Here is a 16,376-nt window from a genome sequence, read left to right on the forward strand (position 1 = left end):
ATCAGATCGCCGCTTCCAGCGCGTCGGCCAGGGCTTCGGGCGCAGACAGATAGGGGCTGTGGTCGGCCTCCAGCGTGATCACTTGCGCACCGGGCGACATGGCGATCATCTTGCGCTGGCTGTCGATCGGGATCGTGCGATCCTGGGTGCACTCCACATAGGTACGCGGCTTGCTGCCCCAGCGCTCGGGCGTGACCATGATCTTCTGGCGGCGCGGCTGGCTCGGTTCGGCGAGCAGGCGCGGCAACACGGCGGCAACGTCCTCGGGCGGGGACAACTGGGCAAAGACCGCGCCGGCATCGGACAGCGGATCGATCACCGTGGCGACGCTGCCATAAAGCGGCTGGATGATCGCCTCGAACGGCGCGTTGGGGCCGACGATCTCCTTGAACTCCACGCGGGAAAGCCCGGCGGGCAGCATCATCGCACAGATATAGGCCAGGCTGTCCATTGCGTCCGGGTGCCGCTCGGCCGCGGTGCTCACCACCAGGCCGCCGCGGCTGTGTCCGCCCAAAACGACTGGCGCACCACCCAGCCGCGCTTTCAGATCGCGGCAATGCTGCGCGGCAAATTCGCCCCAATCCTCGAGCGTGACAGCGGCCATTTCCGCTTCCGTGCCGCCCATGCCGGGCAGCGTTGGCGCCACCACGGTATGGCCGCGCGCCTCCAGGATCGTAGCCAACTTGTCGAAGCACCAGCCACCGTGCCACGAACCGTGGATCAGAACGAAACCGGCCATTTTCTCACTTCCTCCCTCAGCGCGCGTGCCCGGTCCAGGTGCGCAGGCCTGGTGCGGTGCGATCCTCCCCGGCGAGCGCGGCGGCCACCGCCGGCCGCGCCGTCATGCGATCGCGCCAGGCCACCAGGCGCGGGGCACGGCGGGCGATCTCCAGTTCGGGGAACATGCGCTCCACCATCATGCCGCAATGGGCATAAAAGTTGATGTCGGCAAGCGTATAGACATCGCCCGCAAGCCATGCCGTCTCGCCCAGTTGGCGCTCCACCTTGTCCACTGCATAGGCGATCTTGTCCATGGCATGGGCCAGGTCGGCTTCGGAAAAGCCGGAGCGGGCCGTGGCCCACTTCTTGCGCTGATCGGGCAGCGGAATGTTTTCCAGCAGCTTCTCGAATTCGCCGCTTTCGATATTGCGGGCGATGATCCCCACCATGCGGTGCCAGCCGTGCATCGAGACATGGTTCATCACATGCTCGTCCACGAACTTGTTCCAATAGCGCATGCGCGCCGCGCCCACCGGATCGCGCGGGCGCAGCGGCCCATCGATGGGCTGGGCATCGGGAAAGGCATCTTCCAGGTATTCGTTGATCACCGTGGTGTGGGTCACGATCGTGCCATCGTGGTCCAGCACCGGCACTTGCCCTTCGGGATTGATCGCCACGAACCAGGCCTGGTGCTGTTCGAACTTGTGCAGGTCGACATAGCGGCTGGTGAAATCCAGCCCCTTTTCCTTCAAAGGAATCATCGACTTGAGCGAGTTTGCCACCGGTTCGGCATGATAATAGGTCAAGGCCATGGGCCGCACTCCGTTACAACGAAAGGGTGCCGAGCAGGCCGCCATCGACTGCCCAGCTTTGCGCGGTGACGTGGCTGGCCGCGTCGGACAGCAGGAAGGCCGCCACGTGCGCCAGTTCATCGGCGCTGCCGGTGCGCCCCTGGGGCACGCGCACGGCCATGGCCTGGGCCGCATCGGGCGGCAGGGCATCGAGCATCGGGGTCTCGATGAAGCCGGGCACCACGCAATTGCAGCGCACCCCGAACGGCGCCAGTTCCAGGGCAACGCCGCGCGCCAGGCCCAGCACGGCATGCTTGGATGCGACATAGGCCGCGTTCATCGCCATGCCGCGCTCGCTTGCCAGGCTGCCGGTGACCAGGATCGCGCCGCGCCGCCGCGCCTTCATCGCCGGGGCGACATGGGCAATGGCATGGAACACGGACTTGCAATTGACCGCCATTACCGCGTCGAAGGCAGCGTCGGCATAGTCTTCCACGGCGGCGAACGTGCCGCCGATTCCCGCGTTGCAGAACAGCCCGTCGATCGGGCCGCGCGCCGCCACCGCATCATCGAGCGCGACGACCAGCGCCGCCTTGTCGGCCACGTCGGCCGCTGCCCAGCCGGCCGACGGGCCGAGTTGCTGCGCCGCGTCTTGCAGCAAGGCCGCGCGCCGCGCGATCAGCGTCACCGCGCCGCCGCCCGCCACCACCCGCGCGGCCGTGGCGCGACCGATGCCGGTGGAAGCGCCGGTGATCACCACATGGCGGCCGGCAAAATCCATCACGCGCCGGTCCGCGCACCGGCGATGAACGCCGCCCAGACCGGCGCCTCCGGCCGGTCGGAGCCTTCGGGCGTCCACTGCTGCGCCATCAGCGCGCGCGCCTGCGCTTCGGGCATGCCGGCCACGTCGCGGTGCCAGCGATAGAAGAACGCGGCGACGCGCCAGTTCATGATGCAATGCACGTGCACCGGGCGCGGCCCCTGCTCCAGCGCAGTCCGAAACGCGGCGAAATGCGCGTCTCCAGGCGCGTCGAATGGCACCGGGATATGGGTATAGACCATGCCCGCCGCCGCCAGCCGTGCGCCTTCGTCGGCCAGCGCCTCCGGATGGGTTTCCAGCGCCAGGTTGATCACATGCGCCACGCCGAGCGCGGCTAGCCGCCCCACGTCGCGCGGCTCCAGCCGGCCCGAGGTGGTGATATCGTCGGCCAGTCGCTGCCATGCGCGAATGTCGGCCGGATCGGCGCTGCTCATGCCAGGCCCAGCAGCTTGACCGCGTTGTCCTTCATGATGCCCGGCAGCACATCGTCGCGGAAGCCGACCTGGCGCGCGGCGTCGAGCCACTTGTCCGGCCGGATCAGCGGAAAATCGCTGCCGAACAGCATCTTCTTCTTGAGCTGGGTGTTGGCATACTGGATGATCTGCGGCTGGAAATACTTGGGGCTCCAGCCGGAAAGATCGATGTAGACGTTGTTCTTGTGCAGCGCCATCGACAGGCTTTCATCCACCCACGGCCACGACGGGTGCGCCAGGATGATCTTCATGTCGGGGAAATCCACCGCCACGTCGTCCACCAGCATCGGCTGGCCATACTTCAGGCGGATGCCGCCGCCGCCGCGCATGCCGGTGCCCATGCCGGAATGCCCGGTGTGGAAGATCGCCGGCAGCTTGTAGTGATTGATCACTTCGTAGATGGCATAGCCAACCTGCTCGGCCGGGTGGATGTTCTGGCAGATGTGGTGGAACTTGAAGCCCTTGACGCCGTGGTTCTCGATCAGGTCGCGCGCCTCGCGCGCGCCATACTTGCCCTTGTGCGGGTCGATCGAGGCAAAGGGAATGCACACGTCGTCGTTTTTCGCGGCGAACTCGGCAATCTCGTAGTTCGACACCCGCTTGGCGCCGATGCCGGCCTCGCAATCCACCGTGAACAGGCAGAACGCGATGTTCTGCTCACGATAGATCTGCGCGATCTCGGGCATCTTGGGCCGCTCGCGCGGCGCCTTGAAATAGCTGGATGCGGCATCGAAGAACTGGCCCATCACCGGGTCTTCGGGATCGTGGCACGAGACTTCGGCGTGCACGTGCACGTCGATGGCGGTGATCTTGGTCAGGTCGATGGGCATTGCTGGTTCCTTGTCCCCCTCTCCCAACCCTCTCCCCTGAAGGGGAGAGGGCATTCCCGCTCCCTCTCCCCTTCAGGGGAGAGGGTTGGGGTGAGGGGCTGTTTCAAATCAAAGCTGGATAATCACGGTCTTGGTTTCGAGATAGGCTTCCACGCCCTGGCGGCCCTGCTCGCGGCCGAGGCCCGATTCCTTGTAGCCGCCAAACGGCAGCGCGGTATCGATCATGGCGTGGCAATTGCCCCAGACGGTGCCGGACTTGATGCGTGCAGCCAGCTTGTGCATCACCGCCACATCCCTGGTCCAGATGCCCGCGCCCAGGCCAAAGCAGGTGTCGTTGGCCATGCGCGCCACTTCATCCAGGTCCTCGAAGCGCTGCGCCACCACCACCGGGCCGAAGATTTCCTCGCGCACCACGCTCATCTGCGGGTTCACATCGGCCAGGATCGTCGGGTTGACGTAATAGCCACCGTCGCTGGCCGGCACGTCGCCGCCCATCACCACGCTGGCGCCATCGCGCTTGCCCGCCTCGATATAGCCCAGCACGCGCTCGTGCTGTTCCTTGCTGACGAGCGGCCCCATGTGCGCTTCCGGATCGAGGCTGGGGCGCGGGCTCCAGAACGGGGCCGTGGCGGCCATGCCTTCCAGCACCTGGTCGAACACCGACTTGTGCGCGAAGAGGCGCGAGCCGGCCACGCAGACCTGGCCCGAATTGAAGAAGATCGCGCCCGCCGCGCCCGGCGCGGCCTGCGCCACGTCCACATCGGGCATGACCACCACCGGGCTCTTGCCGCCCAGTTCCAGCGTCACCCGCTTGAGGCTCGCCGTGGCGTTGCGGTTGATCAGCTTGCCGATCTCGGTCGATCCGGTGAACGCCACCTTGTCCACGTCGGGGTGCTTGACCATGCGATCGCCGGCAGTGTGGCCATTGCCGGTGATCACGTTGATCACGCCGGCCGGGAAGCCCGCTTCCACCACCAGGTCGGCCAGCTTGAGCGCGGTCAACGAAGTCTGCTCGGCCGGCTTCAAGACCAGCGTGCAGCCCGCCGCCAGCGCCGGCGCGATCTTGAGCGAGGCCATCAGCAGCGGGAAATTCCACGGCACGATCTGCGCGCAGACGCCGACCGGCTCACGCACGGTATAGCTGAACACTTGGCCGCCGGGCATGGTGTAGGGCTGCGTGGTCTCGCCCGAAATCTTGCTGGCCCAGCCGGCCATGAAGCGCAACTGGCTGATCGCGCCGGGGATATCCACCGCGCCGGCCATGGTCATCGGCTTGCCGTTGTCGATCGCTTCCAGTTCGGCAAACAGCGCGGCATTGGCTTCGAGCAGGTCGGCCAGGCGGTTCATCGTGCGATCGCGCACCATCGGCGGCAGGCCAGACCAGCGGCCATCGTCGAACGCCGCGCGCGCGGCGGCCACCGCGCGGTCCACGTCCTTGTCAGAGGCATCGACCACATGGCCCACGGTCTTGCCGTTGGAGGGATCCTCCACCGCGATCACGGCATCATGGCTGCTGTCCACCCATTCGTTGTTGATGAACAGTTGCGGCTTGCGCGCCAGGAAGGCCGCCGCCTGCGCCGAATAGGCCCGCTGCTGGCGCGAAATCGTGGTCGTTTCGTTCATGGCCGAGTCCTCTCCGCTATATGTAATGTATCATAACAATTTTACTGGGCCAAGCGCGCATCAGTTGCGCGCCGTGCCCTTGCCGATGCGCTGGCCGGTTTTCGCTTCCAACGCCTTGTCCTCGTTGGCGCGGGAAATCAGGTATTGGCGGATGGCCTCGGCATCGTCGGCGCTCAGCACGCTCTTGAACGAGACCATGCCCGCTTCGTGCAGCGCGCCGTCGAGCACGACCATCTTGATCCCTTCGGCCGATCCGATCGCGCCCGAGTGCCGCAGATCCGGGTTGACGCCGCCAGCCACTGCCGCATCGCCGTGGCAGACGTTGCAATAGCGGCCATAGAGCTGCCCGCCGTGGGCCACCTGCTGCGGCGTGCCGGTCAGCGGCGGCGGATCGAGCGGCCCGGCATTGCTGGGCGGTGGGGACGGCAATTGCCCCTTGGCGCCCAGCTTGAACACCAGCAGTCGGCTGATGTTGCGCGAGGCACCGCCCTTGTGCGCCAGGATGCCGGTGGCCACGTCCCACACCCCGCCCCAGCCGACCATCACGGCCACATATTGCTCGCCGCCGATGGCATACGTCATCGGCGCGGCCACGATCCCGCTCTGCGCCGGGAACGACCACAGCTTCTGGCCCTTGTCGGCGCTATAGGCGACGAACTGGCCCTGGGCATTGCCCTGGAACACCAGGTTGCCCGCCGTCGAGAGAATGCCCCCGTTCCATGGCGAAACCTGGTCCACCCGCCAGGCGACCTTGCGATTGGCCACGTCCCACGCGATCAGCGCGCCGGTCGTGCCGGCCAGCGCCCCGGCCTGCACTTTGGGATCGGCCGGCATGGCCGTGGCATAGCCATCAATCGCGGTCTGGAAACCCATGCCGCTCGGCTTCCAGTCCTTCGCCGCGAAATAGGGGAAGCCCGCGACATTGGCGGGAATATAGAGCAGGTTGGTCTTGGGGCTGAAGCTTTGCGGCTGCCACGAATGCGCCCCGCCCGCGCCGGGCAGGCCGATGAACGGCTTGCCGGTCTTTTCATAGCGGGCTTCGGGGTTGATCGTCGGCCGCCCGGTCTTGGGGTCAATGCCGGTGGTCCAGTTCACCGGCACGAACGGCGTGGCCGAGAGGAACTGGCCGGTCTGGGCATCGAGCACATAGACATGGCCGTTCTTGGGCGCGTGCAGCGCCACGTGGCGCGGCTTGCCGTCGATGGTCACGTCGGCCAGCGTGATCTGCGCGTCGGAATCGAAGTCCCAGCGGTCTTCGGGGGTTTCCTGGTAATGCCAGGCATAGGCGCCGGTATCCGCGTTCACCGCCACGATCGAGGAGGTGTAGAGCGAATCCCCGCTGCGCCCTGCGGGCGCCGGGTTCCACGGCTCGGCATTGCCGGTGCCGAAGAGGATCAGGTTGGTCTTGGGATCATAGGTGATCCCGTCCCACACCGTGCCGCCGCCGCCCAGCGTCCACCAATCCCCGGTCCAGGTCTTGGCCGCCGCCTCCATCGCCTTGTTTTCAAATCCATCCTTGGGATTGCCGGGCACGGTGTGGAATGTCCACACGGGCGTGCCGGTCTGCGCATCATAGGCCGCGATATAGCCGCGCGCGCGGTATTCTCCGCCGCCCGCGCCGATCACGATGCGCCCCTTGACCACGCGCGGCGCCCCGGTGATCGCATAGTTCTGGCGATCGGGCACCACGACTTTGTCGAACACCACTTTGCCGGTCTTCTGGTCGAGCGCGATCAACCGCCCGTCGAGCGTGCCGACATAGATCTTGTCGCCATAGAGCGCCGCGCCGCGATTGACCGCGTCGCAGCAGGCCGAAACCAGTTGCTCGCGCGGCACCTTGGGATCGTATTCCCAGATCACCTTGCCGGTGCGCGCGTCATAGGCCTTGACCATCGACCAGGCGGTGGTGGTGTAGAGCACGCCATCGTGCATCAGCGGCGTGGCTTCCTGCCCGCGCGCAGTGTCGAAATCGACCGACCAGGCGAGGCCCAGTTGCGCGACATTGCCGGCGTTGATCGCGTCGAGCGGAGAGAAGCGCTGCTCACCATAGTCGCGGCCATAGCTGAGCCATTCATCCTGCGGAGCCGCGGCAATCAGGGCATCGGTCACCCCGCTTGTCGCCGCCCCCGCCGGCGTATCACCCACCGCCTTGCCACACCCTGCCAGCGCCAGCGCCGCCAGCGATGCGAGGCCCAACCCAGCCACGAACCCGTTCCGCATCACTCTCTCCATGCAACATCGTTCTTGCGCCTGATTTTTCAGGTCCGTTTATTGTGCTCAGTTCACCATGCGCTGGGCATTGCCCCAGTACTTCGTGCGCAGGGCCTTCTTGTCCATCTTGCCGGCCGCCGTGCGGGGAATGGCGTCGACAAATTCCACCGACTTGGGCGCCTTCACCCCGCCCAGGCGCGCCTTGGCAAAGCTGATGATCTCGGCCTCGCTCACGCCTTGGGCCACGACAACGGCGTGCACCTGCTCGCCCCACTTTTCGTGCGGGATGCCGAACACGCAGGCCTCGCGCACCTGGGGCAGTTCGGTCACCGCCGCTTCCACTTCGGCGGTGAACACGTTGAACCCGCCCGAGACGACCATGTCCTTCTTGCGGTCGACGATGTAGAGGTAGCCCTCCGCGTCGAGCTTGCCCACGTCGCCGGTATGGTGCCAGCCATGCTTGCGGATCTCGGCGGTTTCCTCGGGTTTTTCAAAATAGCTGTGGGTGACGAGCGCGCCGCGCGCGCAGATTTCGCCTGCTTCGCCCAGCGGCACCTGCCGGCCATCGTCGTCGAGCAGCGCCACCTTGATCGAGCGCGTCGGCTTGCCACAGGCGGCGAGCTTTTCCGGCGCCTCACGGGCTAAGCGGGCGACATCCTCGGGCGGGAACCAGGCGACGATCATCGGGCATTCCACCTGGCCATAGGCCTGGCACATGCAGGGGCCGAAGATTTCCACCGCCTGGCGCAGCTTTTCGGGCGAGCAGGGCGAGCCGACCAGGATGAAGATCTTCAGGCTGGAATAATCGTGCGCGCCGATCCGGGGCGAGGCCATCAACTGGTACAGCGCCGTGGGCGGCAGGTACATGTGGGTGACCTTGTGCTGCTCGATCGCCGCCAGCACCGCTTCGGCATCGAAGCCGGGCAGGATAACCTGCGTTGCGCCCAGGCTGAGCGTGGACAGCGCGATCGGCCCGGCGGCATGGGTGATCGGCGCGGAAACCAGCGCCACGGGATCGTCGGTACGCCCGCCCATGGCGTCGGCCGCCGTCTCGATCATCGTGCCCCAGCCCAGGTTGGTCACATTGGCACCCTTGGACGGGCCGGTGGTGCCACCGGTGGGGAAAATCCCGACCATGTCGAACAGGTTGCCGAAGGCGTCGATTTCCGGCTCGACGAAATCGGCCGCCGCCACCCCGGCGATGAATTCGTCGAGCGACGGATCATCGCCCATGCGCCGGTCGAGGCAGACGAAATGCTGCAAGACCGGGCACAGCGCTTTCAACTGCGCCACCTCGTCGGCCTTGCTGGAATGATAGACCAGCCACTTGCACCGCACATAGTTGATATAGGCGGCGTTGGCATCGATCGCGTTGCGGGTGTTGACCGGGATCCACTTGCCGTTGGCGCGCCACATCGCCAGCAGCACCACCAGCAGCATGCCATCGTTGGGGCCATAAAGACCGAGCAGGTCCTGGTTCTCGAACCCATGGCGTTGCAGCGCGGCGGCGATCCGTTCGCTCAGCGCCTTGGTCTGGGCAAAAGTCAGTTGCAGGCCGCTTTGCGTATCGACAATCGCCAGCCGCGCGGGATCGCGATCATGGCCACGGTCGAAGTAATCAATGGCACGCATGGCTTCTCCTCATCCGCATCCGACCGGAACCACAAGGAGAGCGCCGCGCCGCGCCACCGGCAAAACCAGGCGCGGACAGGCGACCTGGGGCAAAGGCTCTCCCGATTCCGGTTACCCCGGTATTTGTTAGTGTTGCATACTAATTGCGGATTGGTGGCGGTCAAGCTGCCTTGTGCCTGCGTTTCACATTTGCTGCCCGAAAAGGCATTTTGCCCAGCGGCATTGGCAATCCGCCGCGCCACGTCACGCCGGCACGGCCATGCTCCAGCGGAACAGGTGACGCCGGCCCGAAAGCGGCGCCTCCGCCGCCTGCTCCGCCGTGGCGCGCAGGCCCCGCCCGCGCGCCGCGCTGCGCAGCATGACCCAGTCGCTCCACCCGGTCAGCCCTTCCACGCGGCCCTGGCCCACGGTAGCCAGGCGGCGCGCCAGGGCCAGCGGCCCCAGCGCCACGTCGTGCCGCGCGGCCAGTGGAAAGGCAGCGGCAAAGGCCCGGCTTTCGGCCACGCGGCTGTCGAACACCACCAGCGCGGGCAACGCGGCGGCATGGGCCGATGCCGGCATGGCCACGCTCGCCACGGCCAAAGTGCCGCTGCGCAACAGCGTGCGGCGATCCACGGCGCCGCGCATCAGCCCGCCTTCCCCAGATACCTGGCCACTGCATCCAGCTCGGCATCGGTGATGTCCACCCGCGTCTGGATCGGCATGGCGCCCTTGCCGTTGCGCACCACGGCCTTGACGTAATCGGCGGTCAGGTCGCTGCGGTTGGCCAGCAGGCCCTGGTCGGGCGCATGGCCCATCATCACCTGCTGCTTGGTGATCAGGTTGCTGCCCATGCCGCCGGCCAGGTGGCAATAGCCGCAGTGCGCCTCGAACAGCACTTTGCCATCGCCGCCCGGGGCATGGCGGTCACCAGCGGGATAGGCCGGGCGCAACGGATAGGGCGGCGGTGGGCCATGGGGTCCACCGGCCTGCGCCAGCGCGATCGCGGCGCCCAGCATAGCGGCGGCAGCAAACAGAACGGTGCGGATCATGCCTTGCCTCCCTTGCCGGCGCCATCCTGGGGTGCGGAATGGCGCTGCGCCGCATAGGCGGCCGGCCACACGCCCTGTTTGCCCGGCGCGATGATGCCGTTGGGATCGAGTGCGCTTTTCACTTTCTCGTCGAAGCGGCGCAGCGCGTGGTTGTTGAAATCGAAGGTGTCCATCACCGGGTCCATCCAGCCCAGGTGCGTGCGATATTCGCCATAGCCGGCCTTGGCCGTCTGCGTGATCAGCGCGTTGAACAGCGCCTTCATGTTCTCGACCATCGGCGCATCGTCGCGATCGTACATCAGCATGTTGATGTTGTTGGCAAAGCGCCCGCCGATGGTGAAGCTGGCGTAGAAATCCACGTCATGGTCGGCAATGATCTTGCGACTGCGTTTGAGCTGCCCCAGCACATGCTCGCTGCTGGCCGGCACCACGGGGGAAAAGCCCATGTGCGCCCCGCGCCCGCCGATCCAGTCCGACATCTGCAAGGGCACGGCCGAGGGCACGCCCATGGTGATCTCGTACTGCCCGATCGCATCGCCCTGGCGCCACCAGTTCTCCTGCGGCGGCGCGGCCAGGTGGCGCTTCATCGCCGCCTTCACGATCTCGGCCTTGGCCTTGATCACAGGTTCCTCGCCATAGAGACGCAGCGCCACCTGCCAGTAGCCCAGCTTGTACTGCTTGAGCAGTTCGGCCACGCGCCATTCGGGAATGGCACCGGGCTTGTCCCAGAAATCGTGGCGCTGGCCTTTCAGCACCATCTTGCCCAGCCAGCTCGGGATGAACACATTCTGTTCGATCAGCCCGGAAATCTTCATCGGCGCGATGGTATCGACCACCCAGCCGATATCGCCCTCTTCGGGAATGTCGAAGATCAGCTCCAGCGAGGCTTCGGGCGCGGGTTGCAGCCACAGGCCCGCCTTGGTCACCACGCCCAGGTTCGATTGGGTGAACGCCAGGTCGAACGTGGGGCCGTAGCTGAACGGGAAATGGTGCCAGGCCGGATTGTTGCTCATCGCGCCCATGCCGGTGCGCAGCAGATCGCCATCGGGCAGCACCACTTCCAGCCCGCACAGGTTGCGCGCATGCAGGCCATAGGGCGTGTAGCCGATGCCGTGATCGAGCGCGTTGCCGATCACCGAGCCCCAGCCATTGCCGGGCACGCTCATCCACAAGGGATGGTTGCCGCGCAGGATCGCGTCATGCAGGTCAAAGAACCCCACCCCCGGCTCGACCACGCAGGTCGCCAGCTTGGGATCGATGTCGATGATCTTGTTCATCCGGCCCAGATCGAGCACGATCGAGCCGGCCATGCGCGGCGCGGCCGTACCATAGCCCAGGTTCTTGCCCCGCGCGACCGGCCACAGCGGCGTCTTGTGCTCGTTGGCCAGGCGCAGACACGCGCGCACCTCCTCCACATTGGCCGGCGCCACGGCGGCAGAGGCGGCCCATTGCGCGGCATCGCCGGGGGCATAGATATCGGAATAGGCGTCACGGTCGCTTTCGCTGGCCATGACCCAGTCCTTGCCCACCACGCCGGCATAGGCCTTGAGCGCGGCGGCAAAGCCCTGGGGGCTGACGCGGGGCGGCAGGTGCAGTTTCACCGGCGAATCTCTCCCAATGCGGTCCTGCATGCGGACTCATTTTCTAACAATTGTTATTATTGTGACGCTCCGGGCAGCGCGCGTCAAGGTGCGATCTGCATTTCCTGTCGCGCTGCGGCGCAACATGCGCTATCGCTCTCGGCCGGGGACCAGGACTTCCATCAACCCGCGCAATGGGCGAGCAAGAACCTGGCATGACGATCGACCGAAGGATGCACCTGGCAACGGCCCTGGTGCTTGTGGCCCTCACCACCGCCTGCGACCCGGCCCCGCCCGTTCCGGCCGGCACGCCCGATGCCGATCCCGGGCCGCCCGTGGCCAACCCGTTTGCCGAATCCTCCGCCCGCGCCGGCTCTTTCGGCGACGATACGCCCAGCGATCCGGTGGCCTTCGTCAAGGCGATGTATGCCGACGACGGGCTCAACGCCGCGGTGTCCACCGTGGGCGATCTGCGCAACCGCTATCTCACCGACGAGCTGGCCGGCCTGCTTGCCGACACGACCCAGGGCGACGGCACGACCTTGACCGCCGACCCGCTGTGCCTGTGCAGCAACCCGCGCGATCTGCAACCGGCCATCGTCCTGCGCCATGCCGATGCCAAACAGGCCGTGGTGCGCGTGACCGTGGCCCGACACGATGCCAACGGCGCCGGCATCGCGCATCTGCTGATCGTCCTCAAGCGCGATCTGGAAGGCTGGAAAGTGGCCGAAATCCACTATCCCGACGAGAAACTCTCGCTGCGCCAGATGCTGGCCAAGGCCAACGGAGACACCCTCTACGACCGCGCGCCGAACTGATCGAGGCCGGCGCGCGAAACTGACCTAGTCGACAGCGTTGCGCCGCCCCATGATCCGCTCCAGCGGCAGGCTGACGATCGCCTTGACGATCGTGCGGTCGGCATTCGTGCCATAGCCATGGCCCACGCCCAGGTTGAGCGCCCAGTGGCCCAGGTCGAGGTCTGCCACGGCATAGATCGCCTGGTCGCTGTCGCGTACGGCGCCGAAATGGGCGAAGGTGCCGGTGCCGTTATAGCTTTCGATGCCCAGCGACACTTTCCGGGTCATGGCATAGGCCACCCGCGTGTCGAACTCGACTTCGGGCGAATGGGCGGCCGGGCCGGACACGACGAAATCGACATTGGCGTTTTCGGCCAGGGTCCACTTGCCCAGCCGGGTTCCAACGATGCCTTTGAGCTCGGCATTCCACGGGTTGATGTCGAGCTTGTGGTTGACGTGGCCGATCTCGAAATTGGCGCCCCACCACCAGTTTTGCCCCGGCCGGCGCGGCGCGATGAATTTCAGCCGGGTCTTGACCCCGCCGGGATCGAGCCGCCCCTGCCCGTCGAGCGTGGCCAGCGGCAGATAGAGCCCCGCTTCCAGATCCGAGGTAATGCCATAAGAGAATTCCGGCGTGATGCGCAGACGGTGCAGTGCCTGCTGCTGCCCCGGATAATCGTCGGTCGGCGTGCCGGCGGTCACGTCGTTGATATGGGTGTCGAGCCCGAAATGGCCGGGCTGGTCCATTTCGTCCATGTAGACCTGGATTTCCTCCGGCGCGGCACGGCACGGCGTGACCAAGGCCATGGCTCCCGCCAGCGCCGCCACAACCACAGTCTGCCTACCCACACGCCCCGACATGCCACACGCGCCCTCAAAGGAGCGCCGCCGATAGCAAATCGGCCACGGCCGCGATAATTACAAAATGCCAATATTCCCCGCGCCCGGCCGCCGTTCAGGTCAGCGCGTAATACTTCACGTGGTTGCCGTCCGGCCGCCGCTCGCCCACGCCGATGAACACATGCCGCGTCAGCCAGTCGTGTGGTCCCTTGCTGGTCTCGAACGTTGGCTGCGCGCGCAGGTAGTATTCGGCGTGGGGCACCGGGGCGCCGCCGGCAAAGGCCCAGGCGCGCAAGGCATCCATCGTGCCCGGCTCCCGCCCCCACAGGAAGCCCTTGTTCTGCATGTAGATCAGCGTGCCGTCGTCCACTTCCAGCACATAGCGTGCATCGAACACGGCGGTGTCATCGGGGCGGAAGAACGCATAGTCGCCACCCGAATTGGGCACCGCCCGGCCTTTCAGGCGCGGCCCCTCGAACACGCCTTCGTCCACGTAGACCGCGCTGCGCATGCCACCGCTGGGCAGATCGGGGATCATCTGCACGCGGGTGAACTTCAGCGTGCAGGCAAAGGCGAATTCCAGGCGGGGGTTGTCGAGCGTGGAAAAGTCCATCGGGAACCTTGCGATCAATAGTTGGAAAGGATGGTCAGGCTCGGCCCGTCGAGCGGCTTGCCCGCCTTCTGCTTGGCCAGTTCATCGACGCGGGTCTTGCCTTGCAGGTCGATCAGGTAGGCATGGATCGCATCGGCATCGCCCACGCTCAGCACGTCGTCCCAGCGTGGCATGCCGGCGGGCAGCAGCGCACCTTCCAGCACGATCTGCCTGAACGCCTCGTGGGTGCCGGGCTGCATCCGTCGCAAGTCCGGCGCCATCGAGCGATGGATATTGGCATGGCAGATCGCGCAATTGGCAAAGAACAGCCCCTGCCCGCGCGCGATCGTCTCGGCCGTGACGCCCGCGGCTTGCGCGGGCGGCGGCGGCGCCACTTCCAGCGGCGGCAAGAGCGGCGGCAGCGGCACGCGGCGGCCATCGAGGCGGAAGACGAGCAAGCGGTTCTGGTTGCCACGCGCATAAGCCGCCGAATAGCGCGGGGTGAACGCCCAGCCGCCCCCACCCCAGCCCGCCTGCACCGCGATATATTGCACGCCGCGCACGGTATAGGTGATCGGCGCAGCCATGATCGGGCTACCGGTCTCGATGGATTTCAACACCTTGCCATTGCGGGCATCGCGCACCACCAGCTTGCCCGACAGCGTGCCCTGCACGATCAGGCCCGATGCCGTGGCCAGCACTCCGCCGCGATCCTGCCAGCCTTCGCTGTCCACCGCCCACACCGTCTGGCCGGTCAGCGGATCGATCGCGCGCAACTGGCTCTTGCCCGGATTGGCTTTCGCTTCGGCAAACGCCGGCAGCGCCTTCACCGCCTGGGCCATCGGCGGCGGCAGGGTTTCCACGGCGGCGGCCACATCGGGTGTGAAGATCAGCGCGGCATCGTTGTTGAGCGCGCGGGCGCGATAGGGCTTGGCGCCGGGCGTCATGAAGATCAGGTTGCCGATATCGGCCACCGATCCGTAATAGAGCCCGGTCTGCGGGCTATAGGCCGCCGGGAACCAATTGCGCGCGCCCACGGTGGAGGGAAACACGATCTTGGGACCATCGGTATAGTCGGCCGCTTCCCGGTTCAGGATCGGCTTCATCGTGCCCGGTTCAAAGCCCTTGGCCCAGTTGACCCGCGCAATGGCATTGGCACGCAGCACCTGCCCGGTCTTGCGATCGAGCACATAGAGAAAGCCGTTCTTCGGCGCATGGAGGATCACGCCCCGGTCCTGCCCGTCCACCACCATGTGCGTCAGGATCATCGGCTGGGTCGAGGTGAAATCCCAGTTGTCCTCGGGCGTTTCCTGGTAATGCCAGGCCATCCGCCCGGTCCTGGGATCGAGCGCCACGAGCGAGCCGAGATAGAGATTGTCCCCGCCCGCAGGCGAGCGCTTCGATCGCGCATAAGGCCCGCCATTGCCGGTGCCGACCAGCACATAGCCGGTTTCGGGATCATAGTTGATCGCGTCCCACGGCGCCCCGCCGCCACCCACGTCCCAGCGGCTCTTGGGATCCCAGGTCTTGAGCGCGGCTTCCAGTTCCGGGGTTTCCTGGGGCCCGAGCGCCGGATCACGGGGCACCACGTGCCAGCGCCAGCGGATCGCCCCGGTCCTGATGTCCATCGCCGTGACATAGCCGCGCACATCGTATTCCGCGCCGCCCATGCCGATCACCACCACATCACCCGCCACTTCGGGCGCGCCGGTGGAATTGTCGCCGCGCTTGCGGTCCTCGATGAAATCGGTCTTCCACACCACGGTGCCGGTCCTGGCGTCGAGCGCATACATCCAGCCGTCGAGTGCGGCGATGAACACGCGGCCGTTCGCCACGGCCAGCCCGCGGTTGACCATGTCGCAACAGGCGGTGCGATTGCGCTGCATGTCGACCTCGGGCTCAAACCGCCACAGTTCGCGGCCGCTGGCGGCGTCATAGGCATAGGCGCGCCCGGCATTGCCCGCGACATAGAGCACGCCGCCAACCATCACCGGGCTGGCTTCCTGCCCCCGCGCGGTGCCCAGGTCCGCCTCCCACGCCAGGCCCAACCGCGCCACGTTGGCCGCGTTGATGCCGGTCAGCGTGGACCAGTGCGTCTTGCCCGTGTCCCCGCCCGGCTCGATCCACTCCGCCCCCGCACCCTGGGTGAGCGGCGCGGCCGCAGCGAGCGTCAGGCTGGCGGTGGCCAGGACGACAAGATTGCGCCACCGCCCTTCGCCAGGCTCAGGACGAACGGAGGACGGGCCTTTCTCCCCCTCCTCTTCAGAGGAGGGGGCCGGGGGGTGGTGGATGCCTGGCGTCAGATCTCCACCACCCCCGGCCCCTCCTCTGAAGAGGAGGGGAGAGCTTGGCGAATCCTGCCCTTCCCCGTTCGGGCTGAGCTTGTCGAAGCCCCCATCGGTCAAGCGCCGCGCGAACGGCTTCAAGAACCAAAAC

General features: G+C 66.4%; 15 protein-coding genes. 1 reads left to right on the plus strand and 14 read right to left on the minus strand.

Going from position 1 to position 16,376, the window contains the following annotated elements:
- Position 1 precedes the first annotated feature (1 nt).
- The 11 genes from IE191_RS12650 to IE191_RS12700 form a co-directional block, all read right to left on the minus strand.
- Complete coding sequence (locus tag IE191_RS12650; protein ID WP_191324733.1) at positions 2 to 739, minus strand: alpha/beta fold hydrolase; 738 nt, start codon at positions 737 to 739, stop codon at positions 2 to 4.
- Positions 740 to 755: 16 nt separating this feature from the next.
- A complete protein-coding gene (locus IE191_RS12655; RefSeq protein WP_191324734.1) occupies positions 756 to 1,532 on the minus strand; it encodes a glutathione S-transferase family protein in 777 nt (258 codons plus the stop codon).
- A gap of 13 nt (positions 1,533 to 1,545) precedes the next feature.
- Positions 1,546 to 2,292 (minus strand): SDR family NAD(P)-dependent oxidoreductase, encoded by a 747-nt coding sequence (locus IE191_RS12660; RefSeq protein ID WP_191324735.1) that lies wholly within the window; start codon positions 2,290 to 2,292, stop codon positions 1,546 to 1,548.
- Positions 2,292 to 2,765 carry a protein tyrosine phosphatase family protein gene (locus IE191_RS12665; protein ID WP_191324736.1) on the minus strand — a complete coding sequence of 158 codons (474 nt, stop codon included), beginning with the start codon at positions 2,763 to 2,765 and terminating at the stop codon, positions 2,292 to 2,294. The genes IE191_RS12660 and IE191_RS12665 overlap by 1 nt, the downstream gene beginning before the upstream one ends.
- Positions 2,762 to 3,634 carry an amidohydrolase family protein gene (locus tag IE191_RS12670; RefSeq protein WP_308432904.1) on the minus strand — a complete coding sequence of 291 codons (873 nt, stop codon included), beginning with the start codon at positions 3,632 to 3,634 and terminating at the stop codon, positions 2,762 to 2,764. Before IE191_RS12670 ends, IE191_RS12665 begins: the two co-directional genes overlap by 4 nt.
- A gap of 108 nt (positions 3,635 to 3,742) precedes the next feature.
- The gene (locus tag IE191_RS12675; RefSeq protein ID WP_229815329.1) at positions 3,743 to 5,257 is read right to left on the minus strand and encodes an aldehyde dehydrogenase family protein; all 1,515 of its coding nucleotides are present in this window, start codon (positions 5,255 to 5,257) and stop codon (positions 3,743 to 3,745) included.
- Positions 5,258 to 5,317: 60 nt separating this feature from the next.
- A complete protein-coding gene (locus IE191_RS12680; RefSeq protein ID WP_191324737.1) occupies positions 5,318 to 7,477 on the minus strand; it encodes a PQQ-dependent dehydrogenase, methanol/ethanol family in 2,160 nt (719 codons plus the stop codon).
- A gap of 57 nt (positions 7,478 to 7,534) precedes the next feature.
- Positions 7,535 to 9,100, minus strand: a complete 1,566-nt coding sequence (locus IE191_RS12685; RefSeq protein ID WP_191324738.1) for an AMP-binding protein — start codon at positions 9,098 to 9,100, stop codon at positions 7,535 to 7,537.
- Positions 9,101 to 9,343: 243 nt separating this feature from the next.
- Positions 9,344 to 9,727, minus strand: coding sequence for a hypothetical protein (locus IE191_RS12690; RefSeq protein ID WP_191324739.1), 384 nt, complete (start codon positions 9,725 to 9,727; stop codon positions 9,344 to 9,346).
- Positions 9,727 to 10,131 (minus strand): c-type cytochrome, encoded by a 405-nt coding sequence (locus IE191_RS12695; protein ID WP_191324740.1) that lies wholly within the window; start codon positions 10,129 to 10,131, stop codon positions 9,727 to 9,729. Before IE191_RS12695 ends, IE191_RS12690 begins: the two co-directional genes overlap by 1 nt.
- Positions 10,128 to 11,762 (minus strand): FAD-binding oxidoreductase, encoded by a 1,635-nt coding sequence (locus tag IE191_RS12700; RefSeq protein WP_229815330.1) that lies wholly within the window; start codon positions 11,760 to 11,762, stop codon positions 10,128 to 10,130. Before IE191_RS12700 ends, IE191_RS12695 begins: the two co-directional genes overlap by 4 nt.
- A gap of 164 nt (positions 11,763 to 11,926) precedes the next feature.
- Here IE191_RS12700 and IE191_RS12705 point away from each other — a divergent pair, with 164 nt between their 5' ends.
- Positions 11,927 to 12,529 carry a hypothetical protein gene (locus IE191_RS12705; RefSeq protein ID WP_191324741.1) on the plus strand — a complete coding sequence of 201 codons (603 nt, stop codon included), beginning with the start codon at positions 11,927 to 11,929 and terminating at the stop codon, positions 12,527 to 12,529.
- Positions 12,530 to 12,553: 24 nt separating this feature from the next.
- Here IE191_RS12705 and IE191_RS12710 read toward each other — a convergent pair whose 3' ends face one another.
- The 3 genes from IE191_RS12710 to IE191_RS12720 form a co-directional block, all read right to left on the minus strand.
- Positions 12,554 to 13,315, minus strand: coding sequence for a hypothetical protein (locus IE191_RS12710; RefSeq protein ID WP_191324742.1), 762 nt, complete (start codon positions 13,313 to 13,315; stop codon positions 12,554 to 12,556).
- Positions 13,316 to 13,463: 148 nt separating this feature from the next.
- Positions 13,464 to 13,961: a DUF3237 domain-containing protein gene (locus IE191_RS12715; protein WP_191324743.1), complete on the minus strand. Its 498-nt coding sequence runs from the start codon at positions 13,959 to 13,961 to the stop codon at positions 13,464 to 13,466.
- 14 nt (positions 13,962 to 13,975) lie between these two features.
- Complete coding sequence (locus IE191_RS12720) at positions 13,976 to 16,345, minus strand: PQQ-dependent dehydrogenase, methanol/ethanol family (protein WP_229815331.1); 2,370 nt, start codon at positions 16,343 to 16,345, stop codon at positions 13,976 to 13,978.
- Between the last annotated feature and the right edge of the window lie 31 nt (positions 16,346 to 16,376).

The sequence above is a fragment of the Novosphingobium pokkalii genome, from assembly GCF_014652855.1.
GTDB lineage: Bacteria > Pseudomonadota > Alphaproteobacteria > Sphingomonadales > Sphingomonadaceae > Novosphingobium > Novosphingobium pokkalii.